17 protein-coding genes are annotated in these 15,596 nt (G+C 68.8%); 12 read left to right on the top strand and 5 right to left on the bottom strand.

Annotated features, from left to right (window positions below; translation table 11 throughout):
• Nucleotides 1–321: 321 nt before the first annotated feature.
• On the bottom strand, nucleotides 322–1,350 hold the full coding sequence (locus AVL48_RS12115; protein WP_061982851.1) for a radical SAM protein: 1,029 nt from the start codon (nucleotides 1,348–1,350) through the stop codon (nucleotides 322–324).
• Between the two features lie 322 nt (nucleotides 1,351–1,672).
• Between AVL48_RS12115 and AVL48_RS12110 the strand changes: the two genes are divergently transcribed.
• Together AVL48_RS12110 and AVL48_RS12105 are read left to right on the top strand one after the other, a co-directional pair.
• Entirely contained in the window at nucleotides 1,673–1,912 is a 240-nt protein-coding gene (locus AVL48_RS12110; RefSeq protein WP_061982852.1) for a hypothetical protein, read from the top strand.
• Between the two features lie 265 nt (nucleotides 1,913–2,177).
• Nucleotides 2,178–4,967, top strand: a complete 2,790-nt coding sequence (locus AVL48_RS12105) for an AfsR/SARP family transcriptional regulator (RefSeq protein WP_061982853.1) — start codon at nucleotides 2,178–2,180, stop codon at nucleotides 4,965–4,967.
• Nucleotides 4,968–5,039: 72 nt separating this feature from the next.
• Here the strand turns inward: AVL48_RS12105 and AVL48_RS12100 are convergent, their stop codons facing one another.
• Both AVL48_RS12100 and AVL48_RS12095 read right to left on the bottom strand, forming a co-directional pair.
• On the bottom strand, nucleotides 5,040–6,104 hold the full coding sequence (locus AVL48_RS12100) for a DmpA family aminopeptidase (protein WP_061982854.1): 1,065 nt from the start codon (nucleotides 6,102–6,104) through the stop codon (nucleotides 5,040–5,042).
• Nucleotides 6,101–6,712 carry a TetR/AcrR family transcriptional regulator gene (locus AVL48_RS12095; RefSeq protein ID WP_061982855.1) on the bottom strand — a complete coding sequence of 204 codons (612 nt, stop codon included), beginning with the start codon at nucleotides 6,710–6,712 and terminating at the stop codon, nucleotides 6,101–6,103. The genes AVL48_RS12100 and AVL48_RS12095 overlap by 4 nt, the downstream gene beginning before the upstream one ends.
• A gap of 149 nt (nucleotides 6,713–6,861) precedes the next feature.
• Here AVL48_RS12095 and AVL48_RS12090 point away from each other — a divergent pair, with 149 nt between their 5' ends.
• On the top strand, nucleotides 6,862–8,238 hold the full coding sequence (locus AVL48_RS12090) for an APC family permease (RefSeq protein ID WP_061982856.1): 1,377 nt from the start codon (nucleotides 6,862–6,864) through the stop codon (nucleotides 8,236–8,238).
• Nucleotide 8,239: 1 nt separating this feature from the next.
• On the opposite strand, the gene AVL48_RS12085 is transcribed toward AVL48_RS12090, so the two are convergent.
• A complete protein-coding gene (locus tag AVL48_RS12085) occupies nucleotides 8,240–8,806 on the bottom strand; it encodes a helix-turn-helix domain-containing protein (RefSeq protein ID WP_061982857.1) in 567 nt (188 codons plus the stop codon).
• A 68-nt stretch (nucleotides 8,807–8,874) separates the two neighbouring features.
• Here AVL48_RS12085 and AVL48_RS12080 point away from each other — a divergent pair, with 68 nt between their 5' ends.
• The 5 genes from AVL48_RS12080 (at nucleotide 8,875) to AVL48_RS12060 (ending at nucleotide 11,991) form a co-directional block, all read left to right on the top strand.
• A complete protein-coding gene (locus AVL48_RS12080) occupies nucleotides 8,875–9,588 on the top strand; it encodes an AzlC family ABC transporter permease (RefSeq protein ID WP_061982858.1) in 714 nt (237 codons plus the stop codon).
• The gene (locus AVL48_RS12075; protein WP_061982859.1) at nucleotides 9,588–9,908 is read left to right on the top strand and encodes an AzlD domain-containing protein; all 321 of its coding nucleotides are present in this window, start codon (nucleotides 9,588–9,590) and stop codon (nucleotides 9,906–9,908) included. Before AVL48_RS12080 ends, AVL48_RS12075 begins: the two co-directional genes overlap by 1 nt.
• Nucleotides 9,909–9,962: 54 nt before the next feature.
• Complete coding sequence (gene pdxT, locus AVL48_RS12070) at nucleotides 9,963–10,592, top strand: pyridoxal 5'-phosphate synthase glutaminase subunit PdxT (RefSeq protein ID WP_061982860.1); 630 nt, start codon at nucleotides 9,963–9,965, stop codon at nucleotides 10,590–10,592.
• A gap of 51 nt (nucleotides 10,593–10,643) precedes the next feature.
• Nucleotides 10,644–11,393, top strand: coding sequence for a YebC/PmpR family DNA-binding transcriptional regulator (locus AVL48_RS12065; RefSeq protein WP_037308275.1), 750 nt, complete (start codon nucleotides 10,644–10,646; stop codon nucleotides 11,391–11,393).
• Between the two features lie 67 nt (nucleotides 11,394–11,460).
• Entirely contained in the window at nucleotides 11,461–11,991 is a 531-nt protein-coding gene (locus tag AVL48_RS12060) for a DUF4262 domain-containing protein (protein ID WP_061982861.1), read from the top strand.
• Nucleotides 11,992–12,105: 114 nt separating this feature from the next.
• Here AVL48_RS12060 and AVL48_RS12055 read toward each other — a convergent pair whose 3' ends face one another.
• On the bottom strand, nucleotides 12,106–12,552 hold the full coding sequence (locus AVL48_RS12055) for a cupin domain-containing protein (RefSeq protein WP_061982862.1): 447 nt from the start codon (nucleotides 12,550–12,552) through the stop codon (nucleotides 12,106–12,108).
• 77 nt (nucleotides 12,553–12,629) lie between these two features.
• Here AVL48_RS12055 and ruvC point away from each other — a divergent pair, with 77 nt between their 5' ends.
• The 4 genes from ruvC to yajC all read left to right on the top strand — a co-directional run bounded on the left by ruvC (nucleotide 12,630) and on the right by yajC (nucleotide 15,436).
• Nucleotides 12,630–13,214 carry a crossover junction endodeoxyribonuclease RuvC gene (gene ruvC / locus AVL48_RS12050; protein WP_061982863.1) on the top strand — a complete coding sequence of 195 codons (585 nt, stop codon included), beginning with the start codon at nucleotides 12,630–12,632 and terminating at the stop codon, nucleotides 13,212–13,214.
• Nucleotides 13,211–13,810 carry a Holliday junction branch migration protein RuvA gene (gene ruvA / locus AVL48_RS12045; protein WP_061982864.1) on the top strand — a complete coding sequence of 200 codons (600 nt, stop codon included), beginning with the start codon at nucleotides 13,211–13,213 and terminating at the stop codon, nucleotides 13,808–13,810. Before ruvC ends, ruvA begins: the two co-directional genes overlap by 4 nt.
• A gap of 8 nt (nucleotides 13,811–13,818) precedes the next feature.
• The gene (gene ruvB / locus AVL48_RS12040) at nucleotides 13,819–14,895 is read left to right on the top strand and encodes a Holliday junction branch migration DNA helicase RuvB (RefSeq protein ID WP_061982865.1); all 1,077 of its coding nucleotides are present in this window, start codon (nucleotides 13,819–13,821) and stop codon (nucleotides 14,893–14,895) included.
• 145 nt (nucleotides 14,896–15,040) lie between these two features.
• Nucleotides 15,041–15,436 (top strand): preprotein translocase subunit YajC, encoded by a 396-nt coding sequence (gene yajC / locus AVL48_RS12035; protein ID WP_061982866.1) that lies wholly within the window; start codon nucleotides 15,041–15,043, stop codon nucleotides 15,434–15,436.
• Nucleotides 15,437–15,596: the final 160 nt, after the last annotated feature.

The raw sequence follows: 15,596 nt of genomic DNA, 5'->3' as shown, positions 1-15,596 counted from the left end.
CAGTAAATGCCGATACGCTCGCATCCCACCCCTAGTTCGTCTTCGTCATCCGGGTCACGGCGATTCTCTCAGGCTGTCACCCGACGCCGGTGGTCTTCACCATGGCGATGCCCCCGCCCGTAGGCGGGAGCATCGCACTCTTCGGCCGGATGCACTGACTGGGGTCAGTGGGAGACCTTCGTGGGGGGCCAGTACGCCATGGTCGTTCACCTCCTTTCTTCCGTGAAAGAATCGATGCGCCGGGGTGGCACGGTGATCCCCCGGAACGGGAAATCAGTGCCGCGGTGGGAGCCGGGGACTCACGGAATTGAAACAGTGGAATCAAACGCATGCTCCAGTGAATCCCGGCCGTCGGTCGATGCGGGCACGCACGGCTTCCGAACCGAAATGGTAGTCGATTCGTCGGGCGGCTTCGGACCATTCTTCGACCGTGTGAACAGAGGACAGGATTTCGGTGACGAAAGGATGACTCCATCGTTCGATCGCGCGGTGCCATAATGTCTCGCCGGACTCGTGGAGGAGACTGCCGACGGTACCTTCGTAGATCGGCATCGCCCTGACTTCGCCGTCGGGCTCGATCTGCAACGCCGTGAAGTTGTCGATCCCCTGGTCCGGCTTCATGCGCAAGTCGAGGTTGTCCGTGCAGGTGACGGTCACCGATGGCGGTGCGAGTGACCGCAGGTGCCGGGTCCAGGCGGCACTGCCCAGCTGTTCGACCTGGGCATCGGAGAGCAGTTCATGCTCGGCGAATCCCGGCCTGCTGGCCAGGCCCGCCGGGATGACGGCGCCCAGATCGAGGAACTTCAGTGCCGGGAAGCGGGGCGCGATCGAAGTGCACATCTCCTCGTGAACCTCGAAGTTGCTGCGCACCACCACGGTGTCGATGCCGAACCGGAACCCGGGCGGCCCATCGTCGAGCACCGCGTCGTCGAGCATCCGCAATGCCGCCATGGCCCGGTCGAACGAGCCGGCGCGGCCGCGGATCCGGTCGTGCACCCGCGCGGTCGGTCCATCGAGGCTGATCGTCACCGTGGCGCAGCAGCGCATCAACTTCTCGACCATGTCCGGTTTCATCGGCCATCCGCCGGAATAGCACACGACATGGATACCTGCTCGCGACAAGCGGTCCGCGACCTCGAATATCCCCTTCACCACGAGCGGTTCGCCACCGGCCAGCGCCACCATCTTCGGCTGAAGCTCGATAATCGAATCCGCAACTCGTAGTTGTTCGTTCAGGCTCAATTGCCGGGTCGGCCGTCGACCGGATTCGGAGTAACAATGGATACATCGCAATGGGCACGCGTAGGTGATATCCCAAATGATGTTCGTCGGCCGGGCGGGCGCGCCCATCGTCGGACCCCCTGTGTCGCATCCCGAATTTGTTTCCACTTCGGCTTGCTTTTTCACGCTACCGCCGTCGCGAACGTCCTCGCAACGGCGGAATAACGTTTACACTCGGTTGGCGCAACAGTCGCATATCGCCCCGAAGGTGTTCGCGGAATTCCTATTCCTGTCGGTATGGGGAAGTCCGACGACGCGATTCGAACCCAGGTAGCCGAACGACTGCCGGATAAGCAATCGGCCACCCGTCGTGAAGGTCGGAGCGTCGTGGGATGCGGTCTGTGGGGTGGAGTCCGTTGCAGCGCGGAGCGTCCGCGGTGATACTCGACCGATGGTGAGGAAGCAGGTGAACGTGAACTGCTGCGAAACGTGCGGACGTCGATGGGAAATCAGCGGTTCACCGCAGCGCGTCATCGCGTTCTGCACCTGGCACTGCCTTTGGCAGGGCATCCGGGCCCGATGGAACTCGCCCGAGTACCAGGCGTCGCTGTCGCGATCCATGGGATTGATGAACACCATGGTCCGCGACCTGGCGCAGCAGCGGGCCGCGCGGAACGAACACGGTGACTGACGACCGGGACGCGTGCGGCTCGTTCCGAGTCGGACGCGGGTGACGTCAGCGGCGATGGGACGCCGGGATCGTCCGGCCGCATGACGAAACTCGCTGTCGTGCTGCCTGTTCGCGCCGATTCCGCAACGTCGGCTGATTTTCGCCCCGACAAGCGCTGTGAGTCCTGTCCCGCTCATGACCGTTGAGCGATTCGCCCGAACGGATGACGCCGGCTTCCGCTATGCCGTGACACTCTTGAGCTAGGTGTCACATTAAAGGGGGCTTCATGAGGACAGGAGCACGCTTTTATCGCTTACTGGGGGAGCCGGCCGCCGAATGGGAGGGTGCGGATCTCCCACTCGGTCCACCTCAGGCCCGACGGCTCTTCGCGCTGCTGCTCATCCAGGCCGGGCAACTCGTCTCCTGCGACCGGATCATCGACGAACTCTGGGGTGCCGCTCCGCCGGCGTCGGCGAAAGTGCAGGTCCAGGGGCTGGTCTCCGGCCTTCGTCGGGCTCTGCGGTCACCGCTGGGCGATCAGCCGATCCTCACCAGGGGAGCGGCGTACCTGCTCGACGCGCGACCGGAGGAGACCGACGGCGGCCGGTTCACCTGCCTGGCCGCCCACGGCCGCGAACTGCTCGCGCGCGGAAGTCACCGCGAGGCGGCGCGACGGTTCCAGGAAGCGCTCGCGCTGTGGCGCGGGCCGGTGCTCGCCGGGGTTCCCGTCGCGGCCGAGGTCGTCGCGCGCTGGGAGGATCAGCGGCTTTCCGTGCTGGAAGACCGGGTCGAGGCCGAACTCGGGCTCGGCGAGCACGAGCGGCTGGTGCCGGAGCTGCGCGACATGCTCGCCGCGGCCCCGTTCCGCGAACGGACCTGCGGGCAGCTGATGACCGCGCTCGCCAGGGCGGGCCGGATGGCCGAGGCACTCGACGTCTACGGGAAATGGCGCCGCAGGCTTGTCGACGAACTTGGCGTGGAACCGTCCTCGGCGATCCGCGCGCTGCAGGAGGAGATCCTGTGTGACGGCCCGAAGATGACCGCGCGCGAGTATCCCGCGTACCGGGAACCTGCGGTGCCGAGCCAGTTGCCCCCCGGCATTCCGGACTTCGTCGGCCGCGAGGCGCTGGTCAAGGACCTGCTGGCGGAATTGGTCCCGGCCGGGGACCGCGGGACACCGCGCGTCCTGCTGCTCACCGGCGCGGGCGGGATCGGGAAGTCGTCCTTGGCGATCCGGCTCGCGCACGAGGTGGCCGAGGAGTATCCGGACGGCAGGCTGTTCGCCTCCCTCCGCGGCACCACGACCGAACCACGGTCGCCGGAGGCCGTACTCGCCGGATTTCTCCGCGCGTTCGGCGTTCCCTCCGACGCGATCCCCGCCGACGTCGACGAAAGCGCCTGCCTGTTCCGGAGTATGGTCCATGGGCGCCGGGTCCTGCTGGTCCTCGACGACGCCGCGGGTGAGGCCCAGCTCCGGCCGTTGCTGCCCGCCGGCGGCGGCTGCGCGGTGCTCGTCACGAGCAGGTTCGCCCTGGACGGCCTCGAAATCGGCCGCCCGGTCCCGCTGGACGTCCTGCCGCCTGCCGACGCGGCCGCGCTGCTCGCGAGGCTCACCGGCAGCGGCGAGATCGACGAGGATTCCGATGCCGCTCAACAGGTTCTCGAGTACTGCGGCGGGTTGCCGCTGGCACTGCGGATCGTCGGGAGCCGGATCGGTGATCGCTCCGGCTGGAGACTGGCCGACGTCGCCGTCGAGCTGTCGGTCGAACGGCGGCGGCTCGACTGGCTTCGTGCCGGAGATCTCGCGGTCCGCAGCAGTCTTTCCCTGGGCTACCGCCAACTGGCGCCGGATGGGCAGCGGCTCTTCCGCAGGCTGGGGCTCCTGCCCGCGGCCGATTTCCCCGCCTGGGCGGCCGGGCTCGCCGACGGCGGCGACCCTGTTCACGTCGATGGCGTGCTCGAAGATCTGAGACACCGGCACATGATCCAGCCGGTCTGTCGCGGAACCGGTGGTATCCCCCGCTACCGGGTACACGACCTGCTGCGCGCGTTCGCCGTCGAGGAGGTGAGCGCCGAGCCGGAGCGCGAGCGCGCGGACACCGTCGAGCGGGTGCTCGGCGGGTGGCTCTGGCTCGCGGAGAAGGCGGCCGGCCGATTGCCCGGCAGTGTGCTGCTGCCCGAACCCGGCACGGCCGCCCGTACGGCCGTCGACGAAACGCTGGTGGCCGAACCACATTCATGGTTCCAGGGCGAACTTCCCGCGCTGGAAGCCGCCGTCTCGCAAGCGGCGGATGCCGGACTCGGGGAACTGGCCTGGGAGATCGCCGTCGTCGCGGCGTCCTACTTCGACCACAGTGGACTGTACGCGGAATGGTCGCGGTGTCATCGGCGGGCGCTCGTAGCGGCGAGGGCGTCGGGACGCGCACGCGGGGAAGCCGCCCTGCTGCGCGGAATCGGCCAGCTCCACCTGTACTGGGACGACTATCCGGAGGCCACCAGGGCGCTCATCGAGTCGTACCGGATCAGTGAACGCATCGGTGATCCCGCCGGGCGGGCCAGAGCGCTGACCGGACTCTGCGTCGTCGCGCGGTCGACCGGACGGCCCGAGGAATCACGAGCGACCGCGAAACGCGCGCTGGCGATCTTCACCGAGATCGGCGACGTGCTCGGCATGGCGCATCTCCACACGTCGCACGCCGTCGCGAGCGCCGAACTCGACCTGCTCGACGAAGCCGAGGCGGAGCTGGACGAGGCCTGGCGGCTCTGCGTCGAACTGGATGATCCGCACCGGATGGCACTCGTCCTGCGCAGGCAAGGACAGTTGCATCTGCGGCGCAAGGACCCGCGCGGCGCGATGTCCTGCCTGCGCCGCGCTTTGGAACTGCTCGAATCGCTCTCCGACGAACTCTGCGCCGCGCAGGTCCGGCTCGACATCGGCCGGACCTACACGACATTGGGGGAGCGGCAGGCCGCCGCGAAGGTGCTGACCGGCGCGTCCTCGCAGTTCACCGGGGCGGGCAACCGCAGCAGCGCGGCCGCCTGCGCACGCCTGCTCGGCGCCCTGTCCGGTTCCTGACCCCGCGTTTCGTCCTCTGGATGCGGTCCTTGTACACGCAACTACCGCATTCAGAGGATTAAACGCGCGGGGTCAAGCGCGCCAACGTGACGTCGGGAGGGCGGGAACCCGGTGACCTCGGTGACCGGTCGTCTCCTCGTTCGCGAAGAGCGCGTTGAGCACCGCCTCTTCGGTCGCCTGCACCACGGCTTCGAAGAACGGGTCGAGCCTGCCCCAGGGAACGAATCGGAGGCTCTCGTACTCGGCCTCCTCGGTGCGCGGGAACCGGCTGGTGAGCGCGCCCGGGTTCGCCGTGCTGAAGGCGAGGAAGAGGTCACCGGAGAAATGCGAGCCCGTGGTGCCGGTCCGCGCGAGGCCGAGCGGGACCCGGCGTGCGAGCGAGGTGCACTGGCCGGGCAGCAAGGGAGCGTCGGTGCCTACGAGCACGATCACCGAACCCGCGCCCGGCGGCGCCGTCCACGCCTCCTCCATCGGGTTGTCCTCGCCCAGTTCGAGCCCGACCGGTTCGCCGGCGACGGTGAGTTCGCGGCGTGAGCCGAAGTTGGCCTGTACCAACACGCCCACGGTGTACTCGTCGTCCCCATAGGACACCAGGCGCGAGGCCGTGCCGGTGCCGCCCTTGAAGCCGTAGCAGGTCATCCCGGTCCCGCCGCCGACGGAGCCTTCGTCGAGCGCCCCGCCCCGCGCGGCGTCGATCGCGGCGATGGCGTGTCCACTGTGGATGGTCGGCGCGGTGCTGTCGTTCAGGTAGCCGTCCCAGGTTTCGGCGATCACCGGCAGCAGCCATTCGGCGGCCACGTCAGGTCGTTCGCGGACCACCCAATCGATCACGCCGCGGTGACACGGGCCGACAGCGTGCGTCGAGGTGATCAGCACCGGCAAGGTCAGCGATCCGGTCTCGGCCAGCCAGGCGGTGCCGGTCATCTCGCCGTTGCCGTTGAGGGCATCCGTCCCGGCCGCGCACGGCACGGCGAACTCCTCGCGTCCGCGCGGCAGGACGGCGGTGACGCCGGTGCGCACCGAGTCGCCCTCGACGATCGTCGTGAAGCCGACCTCGACACCGGGGACGTCGGTGAGCGCGTTGTGCTCGCCGGTCCGGCCGGACAGGGGGACACCCAGGTCGCGGGCGCGGGTCATGACAGTTCCTCCAAGGGGTGCGCGGTGGCGGTGCGGGCGTAGGAGAGCAACATCGCTTCGGCGGTGGCGGTTTCCAGTGTCGGCACGGCCTGGGTGAGGTGCAGGCCGTAGCCGTCCTCCAGTGCGACCAGGTTCCGCGCGATCGACACCGCGTCCGCGGTCAGGGCGAACTCGCCGGTGGCCGCGCCGGCTTCGAGGATGCCGGTGTAGATCCGCACCTGCTGTTCGAAGAGCGTGATGTGCCGCGCGGCGTACACGGGATCGCGCCGGGCGATGGTGCCGAGTTCGTAGAGCAGCACGCAGAGTTCGTCGTCCGGGCCGGTCGGCAGGCCGCTGCGGATCATCGAGCGCAGCCGCTCGCCAGGATCCGTCTTCGCGGCGGCGGCCTGTTCCCTCGCCGAGCAGAAGCGCGCGACCGCCTCCCGCTGCACCTCTCGGAGCAGGTCGTCGAGGGTGGGGAAGTAGTACAGGATCGATCCGGACGACAGGCCCGCGCCCTCGGCGATGTCCCGCAGCCGCAGGTTCAGCACGCCGCGTTCGAGGACGGCCCGTCTCGCCACCTCGATCAGCTCGGCTCGTCGTTCCGGTGCCTTGCTCGGTCTCGCCATGCCTCCATTCTTCGAAGGTTGTTCAAAAAACGCAACCCCGGATCCGGATCTGCTCTTGACGTCACAACGAGAAGGGCCTTTGATGCGTGCTCAACAGTTTTTCGAAGGAGACTCAAAGAACCGATTCCCGCCCCCACTGGAGGTCGGCCGTGTCCACTCCCGCTCTTCGCCGTGGTCTGCGCACCCTCGGCACGCTGCTCATCACGCTCTCCGCGATCAGCCCGGCCTCGTCGGTCTTCATCATCGCGCCGGGGGTCGTCGCCGGCGCCGGTACGGGCGCCTTCTACAGCTTCGTGGCCGCCGCGGTCGTCGGCGTGTTCATGGCCTTCGTCTACGCCGAACTCGCGTCGGCGTTCCCGCTGGCAGGCGGGGAGTACGCGATCGTCACCCGCACCCTCGGCAGACTGCCGGGGTTCGCCGTACTGGGCCTGATGATCGTCACCCAGGTGCTCATCGTCGCGGTGATCGCGCTCGGCGTCGGCACCTACCTCGGGGTGCTGATGCCCGGCGTGCCCGGCCCGGTGATCGCGGCGGTGACGTGCGCGGTCGCCGCCGTCGTGGGGGTATTCGACATCAAGCTCAACGCCTGGGTCACCGGGATCTTCCTGGCGATCGAGATCCTCGCGCTGATCGTGGTCAGCGCACTCGGCCTGCTGAACCCGGCACGCTCGTTCGGCGAACTGCTCGCACATCCGGTCGCCCCGGACGGCGGCCCGGCCACGGTCGGCGCCATCGCGATCGCCACCTCGGTCGCGATCTTCGCCTACAACGGCTACGGCTCGGCGGTGTACTTCGGCGAGGAGACGCAGGACGCCTCCCGCGGTATCGCCCGCGCGATCCTGTTCGCGCTCGGCATCACGGTCCTCGCCGAACTGGTCCCGGTGACCGCGGTACTGCTCGGCGCGCCAGATCTGAACGCGTTGTTCGCCTCGGGGAACATGCTGTCCTACTTCATCGACTCGCGTGGCGGCGGCACGCTCGACACCGTGCTCGGCCTGGCGGTCGCGCTCGCGATCATCAACGCGGTGCTGGCGATCGTGCTGATCAGCTCGCGGATGCTGTTCAGCAGTGGCCGCGACCGCGCGTGGCCTTCGCCGGTCAACCGCGCGCTGGCCGCGGTGCATCCGAAGTTCGGGACGCCGTGGGTAGCCACCGTCGGTACCGGGCTGGTGGCCGCGCTGCTCTGCTTCGTCGATCCGAAACTGCTGCTCGTGGTGACGAGCACGTCGATCGTGGCGGTCTACGCGGCGCTGTGCCTCGGCGCGATCGCCGGCCGCCGCTCCGGGGCGACCGCGCATGCAAAGTACCGGATGCCCTGGTTCCCGGTCGCACCGGTGCTGGCGCTGGCCGTCCTGGTGTTCGTGGTCTACCAGAACCTGCTCGACCCGGCGGTGGGCAGGCCGAGCCTGATCGTCACGGCCTGCGTCGCCCTGCTGTCGATCGCGTACTACGTCTTCGTGCTGCGACGGAAGGGTGGCTGGAAGCTCGCCGACGTCACCGAAGAGAAGGCCGAGGAGCCGGCCTGACTCAGGTGTACTCCGCGATCTCCACGCCGTAAGTGCCCGGTTCGAGCGCCTCGAAGATGTGCGGCACGTCGCCGGGGTAACAGATGTAGTCGCCGGGCAGCAGTTCCACCGGCTCGTCGCGCGGTCCGACCTTGGCGCGGCCCGCACTGAGGACGATGTGCTCGACGATGCCGCTCATGTGCGGATCCGAAAGCCTGGGCTTCCCGGGCTCGGCGCGAATCAGGTACACGTCGCGCCGGGCACCGGGCGGGCAGGAGCTGAGCAGCGTGCACGCGTAGTCGGCGTGTTCGGCGAACACCGTCGGCCCGCTGCCCGAGCGGATGACCTGGACGCGGGGGCGTTCGGGTTCGACCACCCGCGAGAACGGGACGTCGAGCGCGACGCACAACGCCCAGATCGTCTCGACGCTCGGGTTGCCCGTCCCGGACTCCAGCTGGGAGAGCGTCGACTTCGCGATCCCGGCGCGTTTGGCGACCTCGGTGAGGGACAGCCCGGTGCGGGCGCGTTCCCGGCGCAGGGACGTGGCGATGACGTCCAGTGGTGCGCCGTCGGACGCGGTCGGGGACATGCGTTCGCTCCATCGGTCTTTGCGTTCGCCTTGACGAACGCGGCTGCGGTCGTTCATTGTATGACGCTATGCGTTCGATATGGCGAACAACCACTCGTGTCTTGGGGCGCGATCTTCTCCGTGACATCGGGCTGGTCTGCCTCGCCGACACCATTGTCGGCATCTCCTACGGCGCGATCGCGGTGGGCTCCGGCTTCCCGATCTGGGCGCCGATGCTGCTTTCGGTACTGGTCTTCGCCGGTGCCTCGCAGTTCATGTTCGTCGGCATCATCGCCGCCGGTGGCAGTCCGGTCGCGGCCGTCGCGGCTGGTCTGCTGGCCAACGCGCGGCATCTGCCGTTCGGCTTCGCGATCGGCGATGTCCTGGGAAAGCGCTGGTCGACGCGGCTCGTCGGCAGCCATCTCATGATCGACGAATCGGTCGCGTTCGCGCTGGCCCAACGGGACGAGGAACGGCGCCGGGCCGCGTACTGGGTCTGCGGGATCGGGCTGTTCGTGTGCTGGAACGTCGGCGTGCTCGCCGGCGCGTACGCCGGGACCGCGATCAGTGACACCGACGCGTTCGGTCTCGACGCGGCCTTCCCCGCGGTACTGCTCGCACTGGTCCTGCCGTCGCTGCGCGACCGCGCCGCCCGGCTGCCCGTGTTCCTGGGGGTGGCCGTCGCGCTGGCCACGACGCCGTTCCTGCCCGCCGGTCTGCCGGTGCTGCTCGCGCTGGTCGGCGTACTGGCCGGAGTCGCCGCGAAGGAACCCGCCGACCGTGAGCCCGAGGGAGTGCGCTGATGGACCCGCTGGACCTGATCATCGCGGGCGGTGTGCTCGCCATCGGTACCTTTGCCTTCCGCTTCGCCGGACCGGTGCTCAAGGCACGATTCACGGTTTCGCCCAAGGCCGAGAAGCTGATGACACGCTCGGCCGTCGTCCTGCTGGCCGCCCTGGTCGCGGTCGCCGCGCTGACCGAGGGGCACGAGTTCGCCGGGTACGCCCGGCCCGCCGGTGTGCTGGTCGGCGGCGTGCTCGCCTGGCGGAAGGCGCCGTTCGCCCTGGTCGTCGTGGCCGCCGCCGCGACCGCCGCCCTGTTGCGGCTCGCCGGGGTCCCCTGACCTGGCCGTTCCCCGGGACGCCTAAGCTGGGGGGAAGGTCTTTCGGGAGGTCGAGTGGCGATCGCGACGGGGGCACGGCCGGTGGTCGGCGTGCTCGCACTGCAGGGTGACGTGCGGGAGCACGCCGCGATGGTGGAGCGCGCGGGCGCCCGTGCGCTGCCGGTCCGCCGCGCCGGCGAACTGTCCGAAGTGGACGGTCTGGTGCTGCCGGGTGGCGAATCGACCACCATGTCGAGGCTCCTGGAGAGCTTCGAACTGCTCGAACCCCTGCAGGAACGCATCGCGGCCGGACTGCCCGCGTTCGGCTCCTGCGCCGGGATGATCCTGCTCGCCCGCCAGGCCCTCGACGGACGGCCTGACCAGCGGCAACTCGGCGGACTCGACGTCGTCGTCCGGCGCAACGCCTTCGGGCGGCAGGTGGACTCGTTCGAAGCCGACCTCGACTTCACCGGTATCGAAGGCGGCCCGGTGCACGCCGTGTTCATCCGCGCCCCGTGGGTGGAGAAGGCGGGCGACGGGGTGGAAGTACTCGCCAGTGTTCCCGAAATACCCGGCTCGGACGACGTGGCCGCTAGGATCGTCGCGGTCCGGCAGGGGGCGGTACTCGCCACGTCGTTCCATCCCGAACTCACCGGGGACGAACGCGTGCACAGGCTGTTCGTCGACCTCGTGCGGCAGGCTTAAGCAAAACCGACACTGTGCTCAGCGGCGGGCACAGGAGTAGATGGAGGAGAGATGAGCGGCCACTCCAAGTGGGCCACCACGAAGCACAAGAAGGCCAACCTGGACGCGAAGCGCGGCAAGCTCTTCGCCCGGTTGATCAAGAACATCGAGGTGGCGGCACGGACCGGCGGTGGCGACCCGGATGGCAATCCGACGCTCTACGACGCCATCCAGAAGGCGAAGAAGAACTCGGTCCCGCAGGACAACATCGAGCGCGCCCGCAAACGCGGCGCCGGTGAAGAGGCGGGCGGCGCCGACTGGCAGACCATCACCTACGAAGGCTACGGCCCGAACGGTGTGGCCGTGCTGATCGAATGCCTCACCGACAACAAGAACCGCGCCGCCATGGAGGTACGGACCGCGCTCACCCGGAACAACGGCTCCCTCGCCGACCCGGGTTCGGTCGCCTACATGTTCAACCGCAAGGGCGTCGTGATCATGCCCAAGGGTGACGCCGCCGAGGACGACGTCCTCATGGCCGTGCTCGACGCGGGAGCCGAAGAGGTCAACGACCTCGACGAGAACTTCGAGATCGTCGCCGAGGCCACCGACCTCGTCCCGGTCCGGAAAGCCTTGCAGGAAGCCGGTTTCGAGTACGAGTCCGCGGATCTCACCTTCCTGCCGTCGGTCAGCGTCCCGCTGGACGTCGAGGGCGCGAAGAAGGTCTTCAAACTCATCGACGCACTCGAGGACTGCGACGACGTCCAGAACGTTTACGCGAACTTCGATGTTTCAGATGAGGTCATGGCCGAGGTCGGCTGATCGTTTTTCCAGTCGTGCCGCGGAAAATCCGTCCCGGGGCTAGGTGCGGGCGCGGACGTGGGGCAGAATGTCGCGCGTGACGACCTCCGAAGCCGATGCCCTCACCGCCGAAGAAACCGAACTCATCCACTGGATCGAGTCGCAGGCGAAGGCGAGAGGGAACGCGGTCATCGCGGTCGCGGGCGACGAGGAGGAAGCGGGCTTCTGCTTCACCGCGTGCGCCTGGGCACTGCACAGCGTCGCGGAAGCGGTCGTGATCGGGCTGCCCGAGCACATGGGGCCGGTCCTGCTCGACGCCTACGTCGACCGCGCGGCCAACGGTGAGATCTTCGAGGTCGGCAAGCGCTACGACGATTTCTTCGAGGGCGCGCCGGTGGTCTTCGAACGGGTCGCGAAGGGGCACTATCCCGAGTACTTCGGGAGCGCGTTCCTGATCTACCCGGACGGCGACTTTCCGGCGCTGCAGCTGATCGTCGCCACCCCGGACGGGCACTTCCCCTGGCATCCGGACGCGCCGGAGGGCTTCGCGCGGTACCAGCCGGTGCTGACCGAATCCGGTGACCCGGAGAGCTGGACGCCGGGCGTCGACGGCCCTTGAGGTGTGCTGAAGTTGAGATGAAGGGGCCTTTCATTGCAAATTTTGCGATGAAAGGCCCCTTCATTGCGCTTTGGTTCCTTGAGGTTAGGCCGCCCACCCCGCGCATTCAGAGGACTAAACGCGCCAGGGCGACAGGTCCTCGGCGGCCTCCGGCCACTCGGCGGCCAGCGCCGAAGCGGACCGGAATTCCACACAGTCGTCCGTATAGGGCGGCACCACCACGGTGCCCACCAAGCTCCACTCACCGGTACTGACCGACGCCTGCCACACCCCGGCCGGCACCACCACCTGCGGACGCTGACCCGCCGCGACGTCGGGACCCAGTACCGGCCGCGCGATCCGTCCGTCCGGGAACAGCAGCAGCATCCGCACCGGCGCGCCCGCGTGATGGGCGTAGATCTCCAGTCGGTCCAGCCGGTGCGGCGCCGAGGTTTCCGGTGGGGCCAGCAGGTAGTAGATCGCCGACGCGGTTTCGTCGCGCCAGCTCTGCGCCCAGCGGCCACCCTCCACGGGCAGGGGCTGGAGACCCAGATGAACGGTGAACTCGTCGAGGCTCGGCATGTCCTCATCTTGCCCGGAGGGATCCCGGGTAGCCTCAGGCTCGAACGGATGTTCGTGGGAACGGCGGAGGGAAACGCGTGCGGGTACTCGGGGTCGACCCCGGTCTGACCAGGTGCGGACTGGGCGTGGTCGACGGCGGCACGGGCCGCACCGTCCGCGCGGTGGCCGTCGACGTCGTGCGGACCTCGCCGGACGCCGAACTTTCCGTGCGCCTGCTGGGGATCTCCGACGCCGTGGAGAGGTGGATGGATCGCTACCGGCCCGAAGCCGTCGCCGTGGAACGGGTTTTCGCGCAGCACAACGTGCGCACCGCGATGGGCACCGCGCAGGCGGGCGGGGTCGTCGCGCTGGCGGCCGCCCGGCGCGGGCTGCCGGTCGTGTTCCACACGCCGAGTGAGGTCAAGGCCGCCGTCACCGGCTCCGGCCGGGCGGACAAGGCACAGGTCACCGGTATGGTCATGCGGCTGCTCAACCTCGAGGTCAAACCGCATCCGGCCGACGCCGCGGACGCGCTCGCGCTCGCCATCTGCCACCTCTGGCGCGAACCGATGCGGGTCCGCCTCGCCGAAGCCGAGGCCAGGGCGGCCGAGATCGCCAAGAACCACAAGGCCAGGCTCGCCGCCGCGGCCAGGCAAGCCAAAACACAGGGAGCGGCTCGATGATCTCCTCGGTACGCGGAGAAATCCTCTCCATCGGCCTCGACCACGTGGTGATCGAGGTCGGGGGAGTCGGCTTCGCCGTGCAGGCCACACCCGCCACGCTCGCGACGCTTCGTCGCGGGGAAGAGGCGATGCTGCACACCGCGCTCGTGGTCCGCGAGGATTCCTTGACGCTGTTCGGTTTCGCCGACGCCGACGCCCGCGAGCTGTTCGGCCTGCTGCAGACGGTCTCCGGGATCGGTCCGCGGCTCGCGCTGGCGACGCTGGCGGTGCTCGACCCGGACAAACTGCGGTCCGCGCTGGTCGAAGGCAACATCACCGTGCTGACCCAGGTGCCCGGCATCGGCCGCAAGGGCGCCGAGCGGCTGACCCTCGAACTGCGCGACAAGGTCACCGCGCTCGCCGGCCCGACCGACGGCTCCCCGGTGGTCGCCGCAGCCGGCGTGCTCCGGGGCGAGGTCGTCGAAGCGCTCGCCGGCCTCGGTTTCCCGGCCAAGCAGGCCGAACAGGCCGTCGACAACGTGCTCAGCGAGGGTGACGGGCACACGACGTCCTCCGTGCTGCGTGCCGCGTTGGCCACCCTCGGGCGTAAGCGGTAACGAGCCACATGGACCATGAGGCCGTGACGGATTTCGACGCCGGGGAAGAGACGCTTTCGGCGCTGCCGCAGACCGGCGAACGTGAGGTCGAGACGACCCTGCGCCCACGCAAACTCGACGAGTTCGTCGGCCAGCCGCGGGTACGCGAACAGCTCGAACTCGTCCTGGAGAGCGCGCGCCGCCGCGGGGTGCCGCCGGACCACGTCCTGCTCTCCGGGCCGCCCGGACTGGGCAAGACCAGTATGGCGATGATCGTCGCCGCCGAACTCAACGCCGCCATCCGGATCACCTCCGGCCCGGCGCTGGAACGCGCGGGCGACCTCGCCGCGATGCTGTCCAACCTGGCGCCCGGTGACGTGCTGTTCATCGACGAGATCCACCGCATCGCCCGCCCCGCCGAGGAAATGCTGTACCTCGCGATGGAGGACTTCCGCGTCGACGTCGTGGTCGGCAAGGGACCCGGCGCGACCAGCATCCCGCTGGAGATCGCGCCGTTCACGCTGGTCGGCGCCACGACGCGGTCCGGTTCGCTGACCGGTCCGCTGCGAGACCGGTTCGGTTTCACCGGGCAGATGGAGTTCTACACCGACAGCGAACTCGAACTCGTCGCGCGCCGCGCCGCCACGATCCTCGACGTCGACATCGACCGGGACGGTTGTGCGGAGATCGCCCGCCGGTCCCGTGGCACCCCCCGGATCGCGAACCGGCTGCTGCGGCGGGTGCGCGACTACGCCGAGGTCCGGGCGGACGGCAAGGTCACGCGCAAGATCGCGCGCGCCGCGCTGGAGGTCTACGACGTCGACGAACTCGGCCTCGACCGGCTCGACCGCGCGGTGCTGACGGCGCTGGTGCGTTCCTTCGGCGGCGGTCCGGTCGGCGTGTCGACACTGGCCGTCGCGGTGGGGGAAGAACCGACCACCGTCGAAGAGGTGTGTGAGCCTTACCTGGTCCGCGCCGGTATGCTCGCCCGCACTCCTCGCGGCCGGGTCGCCACAGCGGCCGCTTGGGAACACCTCGGACTGACGGCTCCGGCCGGTGCCACTCGCGGCGAGCAGGGTGGCCCGACCCTGTTCGACCAGGACTGACCGGACCGTGCACGCGGTACGGGTTCCGTGGTGGCGACGGGTGGTGGTGGAGTTTCCGCTGGCACCTGGCACACTCGGGTAGAGCACACCCCGCCAAATCGGACAAAACAGCGCACCGCGCGGCGTCCGCTCGAAATGGAGAATCATGAACCAGTTATTGCTGCCGCTGCTCCTGATGCTCGTTGTGGCGATTCCGCTCGTCATGGGCACCCGTAAGCAGAAGAAGGCGGCGGCAGCGCAGCAGGAGCTGCTCTCGAGCCTCGCTCCCGGCGACCGGGTGATGACCACCTCCGGTCTCTACGCGTCTGTCGCCGACGCCTCCGCCGACACCACGATCGACCTCGAGATCGCCCCTGGTGTCGTGACCACCTGGCTGCGCCAGGCCGTCCGCGAGAAGGTCGAGCCGGTCGTCGAGACCGACGAGGACATCCTGGACGACGAGGCCGTCGACGAGACGATCGTCGAGGCGAAGGACGACGAGCGCGTCGAGGAGAAGTCGGGTGCGCAGATCGCTCCTCCGCTGGAGCACGGCAAGAAGTAGCGGTTGTAAGGCCATCCCCGACACCAGACTTTCGTAGGTGCGGGGCCAACGCCGGGCTCACGCAGCACCGAGTAGTGTCTCGGTGCTGCGTGCGTGTCCGTCGTCATAGTCGTGCCCGTTCACCGGGCATCGGCATCGAGGCAGGTTCGCGGTACCACCG

Origin of the sequence: Amycolatopsis regifaucium, from assembly GCF_001613935.1 — a bacterium.
Taxonomy (GTDB): domain Bacteria; phylum Actinomycetota; class Actinomycetes; order Mycobacteriales; family Pseudonocardiaceae; genus Amycolatopsis; species Amycolatopsis regifaucium.
This window is presented reverse-complemented; position numbering and strand designations above follow the sequence as displayed.

Excerpts from the sequence above, each read along its gene's own strand:
- AVL48_RS12115 (WP_061982851.1), bottom strand. The coding sequence starts at position 1,350 with ATGGGCGCGCCCGCCCGGCCGACGAACATCATTTGGGATATCACCTAC.
- AVL48_RS12110 (WP_061982852.1), top strand. The coding sequence starts at position 1,673 with ATGGTGAGGAAGCAGGTGAACGTGAACTGCTGCGAAACGTGCGGACGT.
- AVL48_RS12105 (WP_061982853.1), top strand. The coding sequence starts at position 2,178 with ATGAGGACAGGAGCACGCTTTTATCGCTTACTGGGGGAGCCGGCCGCC.
- AVL48_RS12100 (WP_061982854.1), bottom strand. The coding sequence starts at position 6,104 with ATGACCCGCGCCCGCGACCTGGGTGTCCCCCTGTCCGGCCGGACCGGC.
- AVL48_RS12095 (WP_061982855.1), bottom strand. The coding sequence starts at position 6,712 with ATGGCGAGACCGAGCAAGGCACCGGAACGACGAGCCGAGCTGATCGAG.
- AVL48_RS12085 (WP_061982857.1), bottom strand. The coding sequence starts at position 8,806 with ATGTCCCCGACCGCGTCCGACGGCGCACCACTGGACGTCATCGCCACG.
- AVL48_RS12080 (WP_061982858.1), top strand. The coding sequence starts at position 8,875 with ATGCGTTCGATATGGCGAACAACCACTCGTGTCTTGGGGCGCGATCTT.
- AVL48_RS12075 (WP_061982859.1), top strand. The coding sequence starts at position 9,588 with ATGGACCCGCTGGACCTGATCATCGCGGGCGGTGTGCTCGCCATCGGT.
- AVL48_RS12065 (WP_037308275.1), top strand. The coding sequence starts at position 10,644 with ATGAGCGGCCACTCCAAGTGGGCCACCACGAAGCACAAGAAGGCCAAC.
- AVL48_RS12060 (WP_061982861.1), top strand. The coding sequence starts at position 11,461 with ATGTCGCGCGTGACGACCTCCGAAGCCGATGCCCTCACCGCCGAAGAA.
- AVL48_RS12055 (WP_061982862.1), bottom strand. The coding sequence starts at position 12,552 with ATGCCGAGCCTCGACGAGTTCACCGTTCATCTGGGTCTCCAGCCCCTG.
- ruvA (WP_061982864.1), top strand. The coding sequence starts at position 13,211 with ATGATCTCCTCGGTACGCGGAGAAATCCTCTCCATCGGCCTCGACCAC.
- ruvB (WP_061982865.1), top strand. The coding sequence starts at position 13,819 with ATGGACCATGAGGCCGTGACGGATTTCGACGCCGGGGAAGAGACGCTT.
- yajC (WP_061982866.1), top strand. The coding sequence starts at position 15,041 with ATGAACCAGTTATTGCTGCCGCTGCTCCTGATGCTCGTTGTGGCGATT.